15 protein-coding genes are annotated in these 18,261 nt (G+C 38.5%); 4 read left to right on the top strand and 11 right to left on the bottom strand.

All coding sequences use genetic code 11. The annotated features are described in order from the left end of the window. Nucleotides 1-3: 3 nt before the first annotated feature. A complete protein-coding gene (locus AC0VZ4_RS00955) occupies nt 4-681 on the top strand; it encodes a ComF family protein (protein WP_475440656.1) in 678 nt (225 codons plus the stop codon). Nucleotides 682-690: 9 nt separating this feature from the next. Here the strand turns inward: AC0VZ4_RS00955 and AC0VZ4_RS00950 are convergent, their stop codons facing one another. The 4 genes from AC0VZ4_RS00950 to AC0VZ4_RS00935 all read right to left on the bottom strand — a co-directional run bounded on the left by AC0VZ4_RS00950 (nt 691) and on the right by AC0VZ4_RS00935 (nt 7,414). Further along, nucleotides 691-2,811, bottom strand: a complete 2,121-nt coding sequence (locus AC0VZ4_RS00950; protein WP_475440655.1) for a TonB-dependent receptor — start codon at nt 2,809-2,811, stop codon at nt 691-693. Nucleotides 2,812-2,888: 77 nt separating this feature from the next. After that, entirely contained in the window at nt 2,889-3,194 is a 306-nt protein-coding gene (locus AC0VZ4_RS00945) for a hypothetical protein (RefSeq protein ID WP_008138725.1), read from the bottom strand. Between the two features lie 143 nt (nt 3,195-3,337). Beyond that, complete coding sequence (locus tag AC0VZ4_RS00940; RefSeq protein WP_008138724.1) at nt 3,338-4,705, bottom strand: alkaline phosphatase PhoX; 1,368 nt, start codon at nt 4,703-4,705, stop codon at nt 3,338-3,340. Between the two features lie 159 nt (nt 4,706-4,864). Continuing rightward, a complete protein-coding gene (locus AC0VZ4_RS00935) occupies nt 4,865-7,414 on the bottom strand; it encodes a M14 metallopeptidase family protein (protein ID WP_475441594.1) in 2,550 nt (849 codons plus the stop codon). 148 nt (nt 7,415-7,562) lie between these two features. On the opposite strand from AC0VZ4_RS00935, the gene nfuA reads away from it, so the two are divergent. Further along, nucleotides 7,563-8,138 carry a Fe-S biogenesis protein NfuA gene (gene nfuA / locus AC0VZ4_RS00930; protein ID WP_475441593.1) on the top strand — a complete coding sequence of 192 codons (576 nt, stop codon included), beginning with the start codon at nt 7,563-7,565 and terminating at the stop codon, nt 8,136-8,138. A 9-nt stretch (nt 8,139-8,147) separates the two neighbouring features. Further along, nucleotides 8,148-8,417, top strand: a complete 270-nt coding sequence (locus AC0VZ4_RS00925; RefSeq protein WP_007376414.1) for a hypothetical protein — start codon at nt 8,148-8,150, stop codon at nt 8,415-8,417. Nucleotides 8,418-8,430: 13 nt separating this feature from the next. Here AC0VZ4_RS00925 and dinF read toward each other — a convergent pair whose 3' ends face one another. Beyond that, nucleotides 8,431-9,765 (bottom strand): MATE family efflux transporter DinF, encoded by a 1,335-nt coding sequence (gene dinF, locus AC0VZ4_RS00920; protein ID WP_096792259.1) that lies wholly within the window; start codon nt 9,763-9,765, stop codon nt 8,431-8,433. On the opposite strand from dinF, the gene AC0VZ4_RS00915 reads away from it, so the two are divergent. Continuing rightward, a complete protein-coding gene (locus tag AC0VZ4_RS00915) occupies nt 9,745-10,776 on the top strand; it encodes a polysaccharide deacetylase family protein (protein WP_337119714.1) in 1,032 nt (343 codons plus the stop codon). The two genes, dinF and AC0VZ4_RS00915, sit on opposite strands and share 21 nt — an antisense overlap. On the opposite strand, the gene AC0VZ4_RS00910 is transcribed toward AC0VZ4_RS00915, so the two are convergent. From AC0VZ4_RS00910 to AC0VZ4_RS00885, 6 genes are all read right to left on the bottom strand, one after another. Then, complete coding sequence (locus AC0VZ4_RS00910; RefSeq protein ID WP_033030244.1) at nt 10,773-11,804, bottom strand: protein-glutamate methylesterase/protein-glutamine glutaminase; 1,032 nt, start codon at nt 11,802-11,804, stop codon at nt 10,773-10,775. The genes AC0VZ4_RS00915 and AC0VZ4_RS00910 overlap by 4 nt on opposite strands. 8 nt (nt 11,805-11,812) lie before the next feature. Then, on the bottom strand, nt 11,813-12,430 hold the full coding sequence (cheD, locus tag AC0VZ4_RS00905; protein WP_007376410.1) for a chemoreceptor glutamine deamidase CheD: 618 nt from the start codon (nt 12,428-12,430) through the stop codon (nt 11,813-11,815). Next, the gene (locus AC0VZ4_RS00900) at nt 12,414-13,244 is read right to left on the bottom strand and encodes a CheR family methyltransferase (RefSeq protein WP_033030247.1); all 831 of its coding nucleotides are present in this window, start codon (nt 13,242-13,244) and stop codon (nt 12,414-12,416) included. Before AC0VZ4_RS00900 ends, cheD begins: the two co-directional genes overlap by 17 nt. Before the next feature lie 74 nt (nt 13,245-13,318). Next, entirely contained in the window at nt 13,319-15,625 is a 2,307-nt protein-coding gene (locus AC0VZ4_RS00895; protein ID WP_475440654.1) for a methyl-accepting chemotaxis protein, read from the bottom strand. Nucleotides 15,626-15,680: 55 nt separating this feature from the next. Continuing rightward, entirely contained in the window at nt 15,681-16,166 is a 486-nt protein-coding gene (locus AC0VZ4_RS00890) for a chemotaxis protein CheW (RefSeq protein WP_007376407.1), read from the bottom strand. Beyond that, entirely contained in the window at nt 16,163-18,250 is a 2,088-nt protein-coding gene (locus tag AC0VZ4_RS00885; protein ID WP_475440653.1) for a chemotaxis protein CheA, read from the bottom strand. The genes AC0VZ4_RS00890 and AC0VZ4_RS00885 overlap by 4 nt, the downstream gene beginning before the upstream one ends. Nucleotides 18,251-18,261 lie beyond the last annotated feature (11 nt).

Raw genomic sequence — 18,261 nt, 5'->3', positions numbered from 1 at the left:
TCAATGAATAAAGTCATTTTTGACTGGTTATTTCCTGCTTACTGCGTTCAGTGTCAGTGTATTATTAACGCATCATTAGGACTGTGTGAACATTGTTTAGAAGACTTGCCATTGTTTAATTTAAACGAGCATACCAATTTACTTCATCGCCCCGATATTGTTGAAATGTTTCCCAATTGTGAGTTTGATATGTTATTTGCATGCGCATTTTATCAACCTCCATTTGAGCACTGGCTTAAACAACTTAAATTTAATAACCAAATTCATTATAAAAAGGCATTGCAGCAAGTCATTAAAAAACAGCTTGTACAACTGTTTGCTCAGAGCCAAAACTTACCTGATGCTTTTGTTATTTTACCACTGCATAAAAATCGTTTTTTGGACCGTGGATTTAATCAAGTCAGCCAAGTATGGTATCCATGTTTAACTAATTACTTACCATTGAGTAACGTACTTATTCGCGACAAAAAAACACAGGCTCAGTCAAAACTATCAAAAACAAAGCGTATTAAAAACTTAAAAAATGCCTTTATTTGTACAGAGGATATGAGCGGAAAAACCGTCGCTATTATTGATGATGTGATGACGACAGGTGCAACACTTAATGCAGCTACATACGCCTTAAAGCAAGCCGGCGCTAAACACGTTTGGGCTTTTACAACGTGTTTAACACCTATTTAGTTTTAACGATTAAAAACGAGCTCTTATACCTAGGCTAACTGAACGACCAGGTAGAGGTGCTTCATCTTTTAAGTATGACGAATGCACTCGACCTTCTTGGTCCGTTAAGTTATCGCCTTTAATATAAATTGTCATATCGACATCACCTAAATCAAGGTAATAATTAGCTGAGGCAGATAGCATTGTATAGCCATCTGTTTGCGTTTCGTTCTCGGCTACTTTGTCTTGCTTAGCGTTACGAATAACTTCGACTTCGGTATGCCAATTTCCATACTCGTAGTGAACAGATGATCCAAATCTCATTGGTGGCATTCTTGGTACATTACCGCCTGAATCTAATTTAGCGCGGGTATAATCAGTAAATACCTCTAAGCGCCAGTCATCGTTTAAATGCCAATCAACTTGTGCTTCGTAGCCATATAAACGCGCGTTTTGCTGTGAAAACAAAACGACTGGCAAGCCGTCACTTTCTTCATCCGACCCTCCTGATATAGCAACTTGATCCTCAAAATCAGCTGATGTAATAAAAGCCCCATCGCTGATAACTAAATCGGTAAAATCTTCAAAAATATAGTTATCTACTTCATTATTAAATACGCTAACACTCACATTCCATGTATCCGCGTTATAACGATAAGTAATATCTATATTGTTTGAGATCTCTTTTTCTACGCTTTCATCAGTTTGAACAACATTATATTGCCCATTGTCGTCGTCAAGCTCAAAACCACCGCCAATTTCATAAGTGCCCGACCCAATATGAGGGCCGTATGCGTATATCTCTGAAGCCGATGGTGCACGCTGTGAATACGCGTAATTAAAAGCTAAAGAGTTTCTATCATCAATACTCCAAACAACCCCAGCTGACCCTGATACCGCAGTGTAATCTTTGTTATCAAACGAAACACTATTTGAACCGCTTAATCCTGTGAAAAAGTCATTATTTACATCATGCGTTAATTGCTCAACACGTGCACCAAATTGCCATAAAAGTGGACCAACTTCTTTTTCTTCCATTAAAAATGCAGCAATACTGTCTGTCTTAGTAGGCGGGGTAAATGCTTCTTCACCAATCGCTTCAAAATCACTTTTATTATAATGTAAGCCAGCAACACCCTTCCAGCCATATACAGGTGCATGCTCAGCCCATAATCTCGATTCTATGCTTTCGTTTTTAAACGTAGTGCCAATTTCAACACCTTCAATTTCAGAATGCTCATAATCTGTATAGGCATTTTGCCAATGCACGGCTTTTATAAAGCCATCCAAATTATTCCAGTCAACTACGCCTTGGTAGCGATCTTGGTTTAGCTTTATAAATACGCCTTCTTCGCCCGGTAAACCGTATTCAGAGTCCATATGACCATACGAAAAAGCAACTCGCGTATCATCTGTTATCCAACCCGCACCAAAGTTATAGCCACTGGCATCAATGTCTGAGTTTGCAAGAGTTGTACTACCGCCCTCTTCATCTATATTTGCGGGTACCGGAATTTTATAATCGTCGGTTTTACGAGTATATCCATCAACATGGAAAGCAAAGTCACCTGAGCCTGCATTTAAATCTGTTGAAACAGTTTTAGCATCTGCAACATTATCGTACTGTGCAAATACTTCACCACTTACGCCTTCTTGCCTTTGTGAGGGTAAGCGGTTATCAACCACATTTACCACTCCACCAATAGCGCCGCTTCCGTAGAGAAGTGTAGCTGGGCCTCTTAATACCTCAATTTGAGTGGCGGTAGAGGTCTCGGTTGAAACTTGATGATCAGGCCCTACACGCGAAGCATCAGAAGCACCTAAACCGTTTTGGACAACTTTGACTCGTGGCCCGTCTAAGCCACGGATTATTGGGCTACTCGCAACCGGTCCAAAATAAGAGCTATGTACGCCGGGTACATTTTTCAAAGTATCGCCTAACGTTGCAGCTTGATTTTGATCTAACTCTTCGCCACTTAAAATTGTTACAGGGGTGCTTGACTCAAGCACCGTACGCTTTATTGGCGACGCTGTAATTAAGACTCTTTCTATATCGGTTTCATCTTTTTGAAGGTTTTTGTCGGCTGCATACGCGGTGCTGCTCATTGCCGTTAATAAGGCTAGCACTAAAGGTGAATAGTTATTTTTCATGTTGTTATCTCTAAAAATACACAATAAAACTCACTCACTATTGTTAAATAACGAGCGTTTAAAATACGTTTAACTGATTAATTAAAAATAACGAACGGTGGATCTCTATTACCTGTAATAGCAACAAACACGCTGTGAAAGTGCTGGCTATTTAATTTTATTGAAGAAAAAGAATGAAAGTCTGACTCAAACAGAGTCACTTTAGCAGGTATTGAATGCTCTAAATCAATAGAGCTTAAACAGAGTTCACATTCTTGATCTGTCTTTAATACGTGAGAAGTATCGTGCCAAGCAGAAAAAACACTGAATAGCACAACAAGCACTAATGCATATTTTATTAGTGTTGTTTGATTTCGAAGTGAATGTAATGTAAATCTTGGCATAATAGATATACTATAACGTTACAGGTGTTTGTGTCGATAAATTAATTTGCTTTTTATCTATCATGTACATTAAACCTGTTAATCGATTCTAAAATTATCAACTTAACAGGTTTAACCTTTTAACCTTTTATCCTTTTATCCTTTTATCCTTTAAAGCTATTCCACGGGCCCGTTATTGCTAATGTTTTAGTTGGTGAATATACGTTTACAAATAGTGTATTACCATCAGGAGAGAAACACGCGCCTGCAAGCTCTGTTTGTTCGGTTAAGCGAGCAAATGTATAAACATCTCCGTTTGGCGTTACTCCACGCAAATGGTTATCAACAATATCGGTATACTGATCTTCACAAACAATAAGATGGCCATTCGGTGCGACTGTTAAATTATCACCAAAATTAAATAATGATTCATCTTCACTTTCTACAAACAACTCTATCTTACCTGGGGCAGAGCCTTCACTTTCTCTACCCTCAAACTCTGATGGCTGGTATTTCATAACTTGACCAAGCTGTTCTTTACCACCATTCGTGCAGCAAAAATAAAGCTCGTTTTCGCCCCAGTGTACACCTTCGCCACGAGCAAACAGTGCAGCCCCTTGTTTATAACCTCTAATTCTTAAATCATCTTTTGGGCTCTGTGGCTCATCTAAGTCAATCCATTCAACATCCATCGGTGTATGTTTAAGCATTGTTGATTCACTCCAATTGCGGGTATCAAATTGCGAGTGTTTTTTAATAACCATTGCTTGTAGCTTGCCACCTTTACTAAGCTTGCCAAATTCATTGGGAATAAATCGATAAAATAAGCTATCGCCTCTATCCTCAGTAAGATAAACAATGCCTGTGCGTGGATCTATTGCAGCTGCTTCATGGTTAAATCGTCCCATTGCAACAAGTGGTTCTGGTTTTACCAAACCTTTTGCAGTAGCGGGTATTTCGAATATATAGCCGTGAGATTTACCTAATCCATCAGCCTGATTAGCCACGGTTTCTTCACAGGTAAGCCAGCTTCCCCATGGTGTAATACCACCAGAGCAATTTCTTATTGTTCCGCAGAGCGATAGAAATTCTTGTTCTTTTTTATGCTCTTTAATGTTGTAAATTATGTGACTTGTACCACCTGGGAGCGCTACGCCATCATCAAATATATCGTAAGCTAAAGGCGTTTTATGCAACTTAATGCTCGTTGCTGCGTGCTTAATATTTTTAGGTGAAAGTTCATGGTTACGAACTAACGCTACAGTGTCGCCGTCAAGTGCAATACAGCCCATGCCGTCGGCTTTATCCGGTACATTTAAACCATCATCCATAGTATCGCCCAATTGAGAAATAACCTTGTAGCTAAAACCAGCAGGTAAATCGAGTAGTTTTTTTGTATCAGGAATTAAACCACCGTATGCATATACGCTATCTGCTAAGTTAGCTAAAGTAACTTTACCAAATGCGCTTTTAGAAAGGCCGATAAATGCGAGCGTACCTGCACTTAAAAGAAACTGTCTTCTGGAAACCATAATTAAACCTATAGCGATAATGCTTTTAAAAGAGGGTAGATAGTAAATTAAAATGACGAACTAAAATGCGCCTGCATTGTAAATTCATGCAAATGTCATATTAAAAAGCGCGTACTTTAAAACAGGTCTTAACAGCCTGTTTTAAAGTACAAAATAATTTTACCCACCATTCACTCTAAAGGTATGACCAAAAAATAAAGCGTTACTAAGTAAACGACTAGTACCATACCAGTAACCTCTAAATACAGGATCGTCGGTCATACCTATCACTGTACCTCGCCCGTATGAGTGTGCAATTAAACCGGCGCCGCCGGCAACTTGATCAACATTAACGGCATCAGTAAAACCTGCCAATAATGGTTTTTTAGTGTAGGTAAGTACATTTACGAACGGCGCATCGGAAGCTTCAAGTAACCATGTGCTGTTTTTAAATACCGGTAATGTATTACGATTAAGTGAAAAACTAAGTGGGTGAGTTAAATCTACATGGGTATTAAAAATGGCACCTGCAATGCGCTGACGTCCAGCTAAATGATCTTTGTCGCCATAACTTAAACCTGTCGTATTAAATGCGCTCGCTACATCTTGTCGTGATAGATAACTTGCTTTAAGAATTTGCTGATCAACTAAAAATTTAGCGCCGCCTTTGTGACCCCAAATAACACCACCTTTTCTTACCCAGCTTTTAATTGCCACTTTATCAGTGTCAGATAAGCTATTGTAATTGCCATGAGCAAGTACAATATGGCTGTAATCACTTAGCTCAAGTGAGCTAAAGCGGTTCATTTCAACAATTGTTGGCGCTGCGCCAACAAAGCGATCTAGGTAATACCACACTTCGCCTACTTCGTACTGGCTCGCGCCCTGCCCACCAATAAGCAGTACCTTTGGCGCACTAACAACGGCCATTGATCGTGAACCTAAATCAGCGCCTTTACTTGTTAAACCTGATGTAATTGGTTTAATTGCAATACCAAATTCACTTTGTGCTTTACTAAGCTGGGCAACCCAATCGATATTTGTTTGTAGGCCAGCTGGAATAATAATACTACCTGGTTCGAAGTTTACCTCCCCCGATGTTGATTTAGCAGTTAATGAGCTCAATGCAACGCGTGCTTTAATACCTTGTTTAAGTAAAGTATTGAGCATTTTAGGGGCTAAATAATCGTCCCATGCAAAACCAAAGGCATAACCATTTTTTAAATCGGAAAAAGATGTTTTTACCGCTTTATTCCAAGCAGTATCTGCAACATCTAAGCCCCAATTGCTTTTAACTTTTGCAAACGGTAAATTAAAAGCATGCGCTAGAGTCCAACCCGAAACATCATAGAATGTATTATCAGCAAAGTTTTTTTGCTCACTAAAAATAGCTTTTACTAAACGGTATTGCGGTTGCGCTAATGGCACAAAATAACTATGAGTACTAAAACTTTTTCCATTTGCTTTTAATGGTTTAGTAAGTGGGTAAGCGTTAATTTGATGCTGTTTTAGTAATTCTAAAAAGTGCTTAGTACGGGTGTTGTCGCTCGCGCCTTCAACAACATAACCTTCAAAGCTCTCGTCACTGGCTAAATCAGCTGCCTGATTATAAAACTTCGCTTGGTAATCTAGTAACGCCTGGCGATTATCAATGGCTGCTTTAAAGGTTGATAAGCTCGTTAATAGCTGATTTTTAATAGTAAATGCAAAGCTTAAAGGTCCGTTTATAGTTTCTTGAATATGCCCACGAGAACTCGCTTGCTCGAATAAAATGCCTACACCACCATTTACGTCGGGATAAGTTGAGCCTTTTCCGTAATAAAAATCGTCAAAACTTTCTTCTGTAAAATAAAGTGCGTTATTTTCATCTAAAGTTTTTGCATGATAGTTGGCAATCGCTTTCGTTAAAGTTACATTTTCATCTGGTGTTATTGGGTGTTTACGACTTGGGATACCTGGCTGAAAAAAGTAACTGCTATTTGGCCCCATTTCATGAAAGTCAGTTAAAATATTTGGTTTCCACTGATGAAATTTGGCAATTCGCGCGCGCGATTCAGGATGCTGTAGTAATAACCAGTCACGATTTAAATCAAACCAATAATGGTTAGTACGGCTACTTGGCCAATTTTCAACATGTTCACGGGTCTTAGGATCAGACGATAAGTTCATACCTCGGTTACTGTTGGCCCAATTAGCAAAACGAGCAAGCCCATCAGGATTAAGTGAAGGGTCGAGTAAAATAACCGTATTATTTAATAGCTCATCTATTTCAGCACCTTGAGCAGCTGCTAAATAATAGGCTACCAATAATGAAGCGTTGCTGCCCGATGATTCATTGCCGTGTACACTATAACCCATCCAGACAACAGCAGGTTGGTCTTTAGTTTTGTCACTGTTGTTACTTAAACGCGCCAAATGAGCTTGCCGAGTTTGCTCTATGTTTGGCAACTTGTCGGCGGCAGTAATTGTTAGCATCACAAGCGGGCGTTGCTCATGTGTACGGCCAATAATTTCAAAGTTTATGCGGTCACTTTTTTTCGCAAGTACTTCCATATAGCGCACTAACTGGTCGTGTCTTACATGCCACTCCCCCACTTGATAACCTAGCACTGCTTCAGGGGTGGGAATGGTAGGGTCAAATTGAACATCTTGCTCAAAATAATAAGATAGTGGCTTTGCCATACTTGAAAAACTCAGTAGTACCACCATTATTGTTAACATGAACCGCATATAAATCACTCTAAAAATGTTTGTTAATTGCACGCTACCATTGCTTAAAATAGATGCCAACTTTTTACGCTCAACACTAGCCGCAACACGATGAGCGGAGTATGATATGCAGTATCCGAGTAATTTAGTCAGGTATAAAGCCGTTTTTATGATTTCTATTTCCGAAACAGCGCAAGCGCATTTTGCTAAACTATTAGCAGATCAATCACAACAAACCAATATTCGTGTTTTTGTTGTAAACCCTGGTTCATCACAAGCGGAATGTGGTGTGTCTTATTGTCCAGAAGACGCTGTTGAAGCCAGCGATATTCGTCTAAATTTCAATGGTTTTGATGCTGTTGTAGATGCAGAAAGTGCGCCATTTTTAGAAGAAGCCGAGATCGATTTTGTTACTGACAAAATGGGCACTCAATTAACGCTAAAAGCGCCGAATGCTAAAGCTCGTAAAATTGGTGATGATGCATCATTAAATGAACGCGTGCAGCACATGCTTGAAACTGAAGTAAACCCGCAACTAGCAAACCATGGCGGCCAAGTAAGCCTAGTAGAAATAACAGCTGCAGGCATTGCTATACTTCAGTTTGGTGGTGGTTGTAATGGTTGCTCTATGATCGATGTAACGCTAAAAGAAGGCATCGAGAAAGAAATGATCGCTAAATTTGAAGAAGTCACCGGTGTTGCTGATATCACAGAGCACGAAGCGGGCGATCACTCTTACTATTAATTATTATAAATGCTAAAGCCACTTATCTATCGTTTAGGGAGTAACCCTAAACTTAGCTTAAAGCGATTTTTTCGCGGCTTAGCACTATTTGTGCTAGCCGTGGTATTCATCTCCCTTGGGTATTACACTCATTACAGTTTGCAAATAATTGGCGTTGCAATTTTAGTCCCTGCACTGTTTTTTGCAGCTTGGGGTTATTGCGGGATTTTTGCTAACCGCTTTTCACAAGTCATTAAAGGCATTGGCCCAAAAAATCACGATCCCGATTTATGGAAATAAATAATCATCGCACTTAATCTAATAGCTTGTTATTTTCTTTAAGCCTTTGGTATTTAATAATCAAAGTCACGCCCCGCATTAACATAAAACAGCTCATAGCTAACCATAGTCCATTATTTTGTAATTCGTTAAATATCCAAAACACCCCAAAAAATCCAACTGTAGCCGAAAAAAGCATACTATTACGCATATCTTTTGCACGTGTTAAACCCACAAAAACACCATCAAATAAAAAACAACTCATAGCAAGTAATGGAAGTGCAATAACCCAAGGTAAATAAAGCGTCGCCTCATTAATAACCTCTGGCACATTGGTTAAAAGCATAATAATTTGAGCACCAAAAACGGCAAAAAACAGGCTATACAACAATCCAAACATCATTCCCCAAAATACACTGATTTTTACCCATAACTCTATATTACTTACACTTTTTTGGCCTTTTGCTTGCCCTACTTTTGCCTCACTAGCATATGCAATACCATCTAAAGCAAAACTAACTAACATTAAAAAGTTAAGTAGCACGGCGTTAGCAGCGAGTGTCGTTTCGCCAATACGTGCACCATAAAATGTCATAAAGCTAAAACATAATTGCAGTATTAAAGAGCGAATAAAAATATCGCGATTCAAACTCAATAATTCAGCCATTTTGCTAATACTCAACCAATTCGGTACATTGAGCTCAATATCTTGTTTTTTAGCTAGTTTAACCACTAAAAAAAGTGCAAAAATTAGTGCGGTATAGTCAGCAATAAGTGACGCCCATGCAGCACCAGCAACCGCCCAATCAAGGTAAACAACAAAGTAAATATCGAGTACTATATTGACTATGTTTGTTACTAATAATAAATAAAATGGCCCTCGCCCGTAATGTACACCAAGCATCCAACCCAGTAACACTAAATTACACAATGCTGCTGGAGCACTAAAAATGCGAATACTAAAATACTGATATGCTTGTGCGAGTACATCGCTATTAGCAGCAGATAAAAATGCAATAGCATGTTTTATCAAAGGAGATAAAGCGATAAGTAGTACAGCAACAAGACTTGCAAGTAATAAGCTACGTTTAAGTAAGGCGGCTAATTGAGTTAAATCATTTTCTCCGTAAGCCTGAGCGACCATGCCAGTCGTACTCATTCTTAAAAATCCCGCTAGCCAAAATAAAATAGAAATAACAGCAGAACCAAGCGCAATACCCGCTAAATAGTGAGCGCTCCCTAAGTGCCCAATGACAGCAGTATCAACAATTCCTAACAGTGGTACTGTGATATTTGATAGTATCATCGGACCGGCTAACAACAACAAGCTTTTATGGTGTGCTTTATTATGTATAAGAAATTGTTTCATTTAGTATTATTTTCTCTCATTAGTGTATCTCTACGCGTTCAAGCTGCTGTTATTTTACAATACCATCATGTTAGTGAAAGCCTTCCTGCCGTAACGAGTGTTAGCGCGAATACATTCACTAAACATTTAAGCTATTTGAAAGAGCATAACTTTAACGTTATTCCTCTTAATGAACTAATAAATGCACTTCAGCAAGGTAAAACATTACCTGAGAAAACCATCGCAATCACTTTTGATGACGGTTACAACAACAATTACGACGAAGCAGCGCCAATTTTAGAGAAATTTAATTATCCATATACTATTTTTGTAAATCCAAAATTAATTGATGAAGGCCAAAGTTATGTAATGGGCTGGGATAAACTCAAAGAGCTTAGCAAAAAGGGCGCGCTTATAAGCAACCACAGTGCTCAACATGATTACTTGCATATTAAACTTGATAACGAAACGGATGCCCAGTGGAAAATACGTATCAAACAAGATATTTTGTATTCACAACAACGTATAAAAGAAGAGGTTGGCCAAGACTACAAATATTTAGCCTACCCGTATGGTGAATTTAATAACGAATTACAAGCTCTTGTGACTGATCTTGGCTTTATAGGTATTGGTCAACACTCTGGGGCGGTGAATAAAAACTCAAACTTCAGTCGCTTGCCGCGTTTCCCAGCTTCTGGGTTTTACAGTAAACTAGATACGTTAATCACAAAACTAAATTCTCATGCTTTTAATATTACAAAGTTAACGTATCAAGATAGCGTGACAACACAAAACCCACCAACACTAACCATAGAGTTTGAAATGGGAGATTTTCATAAAACACAGTTTGCCTGCTATGTCTCAAATATTGGCCAAGCAAGCTTAAATTGGATAAGTAAAAATACGGTTGAAGTCACTTCTCCAAAAGAGCTAAATAATGGCCGTTCTCGCTTTAATTGCACTGCGCCTTCGATTAAAAACCCGAGTGACTATTATTGGTTCTCACAGCCGTGGGTTATTGAAAATAATTAAACTTTAATAGCCTGATTCAATAGCCGCTCAGTTACCTTATCCAACGCAACAACTTCGTTTGCTGCGTTTAACTCCACAGCAGCTTTTGGCATTCCCCAAACCACAGACGAAAATTCGTCCTGAGCTAGTGTGTACGCGCCACCTTCCCTTAAAGCGAGCAATCCTTTTGCGCCATCACTCCCCATTCCGGTTAACAACGCTGCCACAACATTCTTAGCGTTAATTTCTACTAATGAATTAAACAATACATCCACTGCTGGTTTATGCCGATTTACAGGCTCATTATCATCAAGTTCACAATATAAGTGTCCCCCATATTTTTTAATGGTTAAATGCAAACCACCAGGAGCAATATAAGCGCAACCTGCGACTAGCTTATCACCCTGCTCTGCTTCTTTAACACTAATGATACATGTACGATCCATCCTTAAAGCGAACGAAGTACTAAATACAGGGGGAATATGTTGAGTAATAACAATCGGCGGGCAATTAATAGGCATTTTTATTAATACTTCTTTTATCGCTTCAGTACCCCCGGTTGATGCGCCTATAGCAATAACTTTATTTAATAAAAACTGAGCATTGATAGGTAAAGGATCACTCGATGGTAACGCTTTTTTATAACTTCTAACTCTTGCACCAGCGGCTACTCGTACCTTTTGCTGAACTAAATACGCATATTGGCTTATTTTATCTTTTATATTAGCCGTTGGTTTAGCTATAAAATCAATCGCACCGAGCTCTAGTGCCTCTAATGTAATTGGTGAACCTTTTTGTGTTAATGTAGAAATCATCACTACAGGCATTGGCCTTAGGCGCATTAGATTTTTTAAAAAGCTAATACCGTCCATTTTTGGCATCTCTACATCCAATGTAAGTACATCAGGGTTAAGTTGTTTAATCATTTCTCGTGCTTTATATGGATCCTCAGCACTACCTACAACTGTAATATCTTCAGCTTGCTGTAAAACGTCAGTGAGTAATCGCCTAATTAAAGGAGAGTCATCTATTATGAGTACTTTAATCATAAACACACCTAAAACAGTTCAATATCCGTAACTACATCTTGTTTTTTAAGGCTTTGTAAATAACGAACTTCACGCTTCTCAATAGTATTGTTATGTAGGTTTTTCAACTTTTTCATATGAACTTTACCAGTGTGGGGATGAAAAAATATTTTCCTTGGCCAAGGGCCTCCCATATCATGCGCCACTAAATTAAGGGCTTCCTCTTGAACATAAGCGGTAGCAAAACTAATATTACCCAAACCGATATCAGTCATCGCGCTAATAATTTTCCCCCCACCAAACAGCTTAATTTTTAAGTTTCGACGTGAAGCTCCATTTTTTAGCACTTCGTTTATTAAATATTCCATAGCCCAGTTACCGTAACGACAACTTAAGCTATGTGCATTATTAAGCTCCACTCCTTTTTGAATTGGCAGCATAAAATGGTTCATCCCGCCAATTCCTAGTACTTCGTCATAAACGCAAGCCGCAATACACGAACCGAGTACTGTTGAGATAAGTTCATTGTTTTTTGACACATAGAACTCACCAGGGAGCACTTTGGCAACAACGCTCTGCCGACCTGAATCCCAATACCGCTTAATATGCTCAAAGCTAGGTAATACTGTTCTAAATTCCGCGTGCATTACTGCCCTTTTGATACATCGTTTTACCTAAGTTTTTATATTGAGAATGCTCTTTACCCATACTTTCTGAGTGACCTAAGAACAAATGCCCTTGCTCACTCAATATATTAGCGTAGCGTTCAAAAAGCTGATCTTTCGTTTCTTTATCAAAGTAAATAACTACATTACGACATAAAATAAGATCAAAAGGGCCCTTCATTGGCCACTCTTGTAATAAGTTTAAACGTTTAAACGCTATACATTCCTGCAATTTTGGCTTTACTTTATATGCCTCACCATCCTTACTTTTTAAAAACCAACGCTTGAGCTGCTGCTCACTGAGTCCATTAACATTTGCAGCGGTATACATGCCACTTTGCGCTTTTGCTAACACGTTTGAATCTAAATCTGTGGCTAAGATCTTCACATCCCAATCACTCGGAAATGCAGCATTTAATGTCATTGCTAAACTGTAAGGCTCCTCCCCAGTTGAGCAACCAGCAGACCAAAATCTCACGCGTTTGCTGTGCTTATTTGTTTTTAAAAGGACAGGGATAAGTTCAGATTTAATAAATTCAAAATGATGAATTTCACGGAAAAAAGATGTTAAGTTCGTTGTTATAGCATTAATAAAGGCATCGAACTCTTGATCTTTATTCTTTTTCAAGAAAGCTAAATATGATTTAAAATCAACAAGGTTTCGCTCTCTAATACGTCTTGCTAAACGCGAATAAACCATTTCTCGTTTATGTTCACCTAATACAATTCCGCATGCGTTATAAACAAGATCGGCAATCTCTTTAAAATCTCGGTCGGTAAATAAAAACTCTTTCATTATTCACTCTCAATCAAGCCAACAAGCAATGCCTCAATGTAATTACATAACAACGAGGCCGAGAAGGTGAGTTGTTAAAACTCTTCCCATTCATCTGCCGAGTCAACAAAATTATCTCCTCGCGTTTTACTGCGAATATAATTATTCTGCGGCCTTTGAGATAGCGCTGGCGTTCGCATCGTAGGTGAAATCATCGCTGTATCTTGCTGACCTAAAGAGAAAAAGTTGAGTAACCGCCGCATTTCATTTGCCTGCTCAGCCATAGACTCGCCAGCGGCAGAGGCTTGCTCTACTAAAGCAGCATTTTGTTGAGTCATTTCATCCATTTGTGAAATAGCTTTATTTACCTGTTCAATACCGGCGCTTTGCTCTTCGGATGCTTCTGTAATATCAGAAATCATTTGTGTGACTCGTTGTACTGAAACAACAATTTCTTTCAGTGTAGCGCCTGATTCATTAACTAATTGAGAACCATCAGCGACCTTACCTACACTGTCTCTTATTAATTCTTTAATTTCTTTAGCTGCGCCCGCTGAGCGCTGAGCTAAGTTACGAACTTCCCCTGCAACAACCGCAAAGCCTCGCCCTTGTTCACCAGCTCTAGCAGCCTCTACAGCAGCATTAAGCGCCAATAAATTGGTCTGAAATGCTATTTCGTCAATGACCCCAATAATGTCAGCAATTTTTTTGCTTGATTCATTAATCGCCGACATACTCGTGACAGCTCTGTTAACGACTTCGCCGCCCTGTATTGCTTTTTCACAGGTTTCTTCTGCCAAATCATTTGCTACTTTTGCGTTATCAGCATTTTGGCGAACGGTACTGGTCATCTCTTCCATGCTTGATGCTGTTTCTTCAAGTGACGAGGCTTGCTCTTCTGTTCGCTGACTCAAATCAGCATTGCCTTGAGATATCTCTTCAGCGCCACTTGCAACTAACGTAGCCGATGAATTTATCCGATTTATAACTTCGGTGAGCTTATCTGCTGTCGTGTTTGCATCACGTTTGAGTTTATCAAATGAGCCTTTATATTCTTTCTCGATTCGTTTTGACAAATCACCATTTGCCATAGCATCAAGCATATCTCCAGTATCGGCGACAGCATCATCAACAATTTTAACTAAACTATTTAGCCCTTGAGCTAAACGTAAGAAAAATCCTTCTTTTCCATTTTCAATAACTCTTGTATCTAAATCGCCTTTACCTGCTGCACTAATGAGCGTCGCAATTTCTTTTTCTATAGCAACTTCAGCAGTCCTATCTTCCCATTCCACAATTGTGCCTAACTTTTTACCTTCTTGACTAATCCAAGGTGAAGCTATTAAGGTAAAAGTAACACCTGCTAAAAGTAATTCAGCTTTATGTGGTTTATCCAAATTTTTTAGTAACTCACGTTGGTGCGCAGGGTGCTTATGAAAGTCATCAACGCAGGTACCTATAAGACTATCTACAGAAAAGTTTGGTAATACTGTTTGCAGTTCTTTTTCTCGTATTTTAAGCATTTTTTGAACGCAATCGTTCACAAAAATAATATTAAGATCTTCATCGGCAATCATTACATTTGCCTGGCAAACTTTTAGGGCATTAGCTAAATCGGCTGCCTTTCTAGAAGCTTTTTCAAGCTCTTTTTGCACTGTAATATTTGTAGCGTACTTAATAACCTTAAAAGGCTTACCATTCATATCATAGATTGGGTTATAAGAGGCTTGTATCCAAATTTCTTGGCCTTGCTTTCCTATTCGTAAATACTCACCTGAATCAAACTCGCCTCGACCAAGTTTAGTCCAAAACTCTTTGTATTCATTGCTATTTGCATATTCCGGTGCGACAAATAATCTATGATGCTGACCTTTAATTTCATCGAGCTGATAACCAAGAGCATTTAAAAAATTATCATTAGCGCTAATAATACTGCCATCTAAACTAAATTCGATAACCGCTTGGGATTTACTAATTGCACTAATTTGTCCGGCAGCATTTGCCGATACCAACTTTTGATCTGTGATATCTGTAGCAAGTTTAACGACTTTGAGTACTTGGCCCTCAGAATTAATAATTGGATTGTAAGTAGCCTGAATCCAAACCTCTTTACCACTTTTAGCAAAACGCTTAAATTCATCGGAAATAAACTCGCCATTGCGAAGACGCTGCCAAAAATTTTTGTAGTCATTACTTTTAGCATAATCATAATCTACAAATAAAGAATGGTGTTGTCCTTGTACGTCTTCTAATTGGTATTCCATTACGCTAAGAAAGTTAGCATTTGCGGTAATTATTATCCCGCTTGGCTCAAACTCAATCACAGCTAATGACTTGTTTAATGCGCTTACAATTAAATCATTACTTGATTCTGACTGTTTTGGATTACTAAACCATCCCATGCCCATCACCACCTTTAAGTTTATTTTTTATTACTTTATTTAGTTATTTTATAAACTAAATATTCATTGTTTTTTGTAAGTCGATCAACGCCACCATTTTATCGCCCACATTGACCAACCCAGCAACGTACTCACAATTATTTGATTCAGATAAACTAGGAACAGCTTTAGCATCTTGCTCTACAATACTGTAAACATCTGAGACTGCATCTACTGCAATACCTATAATTTTACTGCCCTGTTCAAACTCTATTTTTATAACAATAACCACTGTCAATGGTCCATAATCAGTACTTGGTAAGCCAAACCGTAAACGTAAATCAATAATTGGCACAATTGTACCCCGCAAGTTAATTACGCCTTTTACAAACTCAGGTGCGTTAGGTAGTACTGTAATTTCCTCCCAGCTACGAATTTCTTGTACTGTTAGAATATCAACGCCGTACTCTTCATCAGCCATAATAAAAGTTAAAAATTGCTTCACTCCTTGTTGCTGCTGAAGGTTTAATTGGTTACTGAGCTGGCTTTGCTCTGAGTTCATAACGCCTCCAAAGTAGCTTGCGTTTCAATGGTTAGTTCTTGACTGCCTGGTTTTTTTAAACCTGAGAGCTTTATTAAGCCACTAATGTCCACAATCAGCGATACGCGCCCATCTCCTAAAATAGTGGCACCCGATACGCCATCAACTTTGTGATAGTTAGCTTCTAAACTTTTAATCACAACCTGTTGCTGAGACAATAAATCATCAACTAAAAGTCCTACTTTTTGGTTATCAGTTTCAACTACTACGAGTAATGTTTTATCTAAAGACTCAATCGCATTTTGATGATTAAAAATAGCGTATAGACGTAAAATAGGAATATATTCATCTCGAAGTCTGAGTACATCAAGGTCTTTACCCACTCGACTTACTTTTGTGATATCAATTTGTAATGACTCAACAATCGAAATGAGCGGTATAATATAGGTATGTTGAGCGACTTTAACGAGCTGACCATCTAAAATAGCTAGCGTAAGCGGTAATCGAATTGTGAATGTTGAACCAATACCAGGGGCCGATGTTACTTCAACTGAACCATTTAAAGATTGAATGTTACGCTTAACAACATCCATGCCTACACCTCGACCCGATAGCTCACTCACTTCATCCATAGTAGAGAAGCCAGGCATAAAAATTAGTTCATTGATTTCATTGTCCGTTAAATTACTATCGGCTGTAATTAACTCATTTGCGATTGCTTTTTCTTTAATTTTTTTGGTATTAAGGCCTTGACCATCATCCATTATCTCAATAACAATATTACCGCCTTGATGAAATGCATTTAACGTGACAATTCCCACTGGATTTTTTCCTGCAAGCACTCTTTGATCTACGGTTTCTAACCCATGATCAAGCGAGTTTCTAAGCAAGTGCACCATAGGATCTGAAATTTTTTCCATTACGGTTTTATCAAGTTCGGTTTGCTCACCAATCAACTTAAGCTCGACTTTCTTATTTAGCTTTTGTGCTATGTCGCGTACCAATCGAGGAAAGCGACTAAATACAAAATTAATTGGTAACATACGAATACGCATTACGTTTTCTTGTAAGTCACGTGTATTGTGTGCAAGTTGCGCTAAACCCTCTTTCAACGACGTAATCGTAGTTGATGTTATTTCCTGTTCACTTAGCTGATTCAGCATAGCTTGAGTAATTACCAGTTCACCAACCATGTTTATTAATGAGTCAACCTTATCAATGCCAACACGGATTGAGGTTGACTCTGGCGCACTAGCGACTTTTTTATCTTTATTGCTACTTGGTTTTGATTTGGCGGGTAAGGTTGTTATTTTTTCTAATTTTTCAGGTTGATCTGAGAGAGCTAAATCATGGTTATGATCTGAGATACTAGCTGGTTGTTCATCATCAAATGAGCTTACACATAATTCAACTGTAATATCTGCATCATCTTCTACCCATTCAAAGACTTCTTTTATCGCCTTTTCGTCATGGCTTGTATTTAAAAAAAAGCGCCAGTGTAAAAAACATTCATCATAACTTAACTCCGTAATATCAGGCACTGAATCATAAAAAACGGTTGTTTTTAATTCACCTAACTCAGCAAGTTCACTGATCATGTACAGCGGCTCATTTCCTGTTTTAAATAAGTGATGATGAGGCTTAAAGTTAATTTGATATGTGTTGCTAGTCGATAGCACAGCTTCGTTTTGTGGCTTACTCTCCAATACGTTGTCTTTTTTCTCTAACACATGTTCAAATTGCATCCGCAAAGCATTAGCTTCAGTTAAATCAGACGCTTGATCTGCTTGAAGCGCGGCAAGTAAACCTCGCAAGCAATCAACTGCTTTGAGTAATAAATTAACGTGTTCAGTGCTAAGCTCTCGCTCTCCTTGGCGGATCTGGTCTAATAGTGTTTCAAGTACATGGGTAAAATCAGCAACAGAACTAAAACCAAAAGTACCACTTCCCCCTTTAATTGAGTGAGCAGCTCTAAAAATAGTGTTGATAGTTTCTAAGTCTTCCTCACCTGGCACTAAGTTTAAAAGCTCAGCCTCCATAGTATCTAGGCCTTCAAAACTCTCTTCAAAGAAAACTTCAAAAAATTGACTCAAATCTATACTCACACAATACTCCT

This window comes from Pseudoalteromonas sp. QJM3NY_22, from assembly GCF_056173065.1.
The sequence above is the reverse complement of the archived record's forward strand: the minus strand, read 5'-3'. Positions and strand labels throughout refer to the sequence as shown.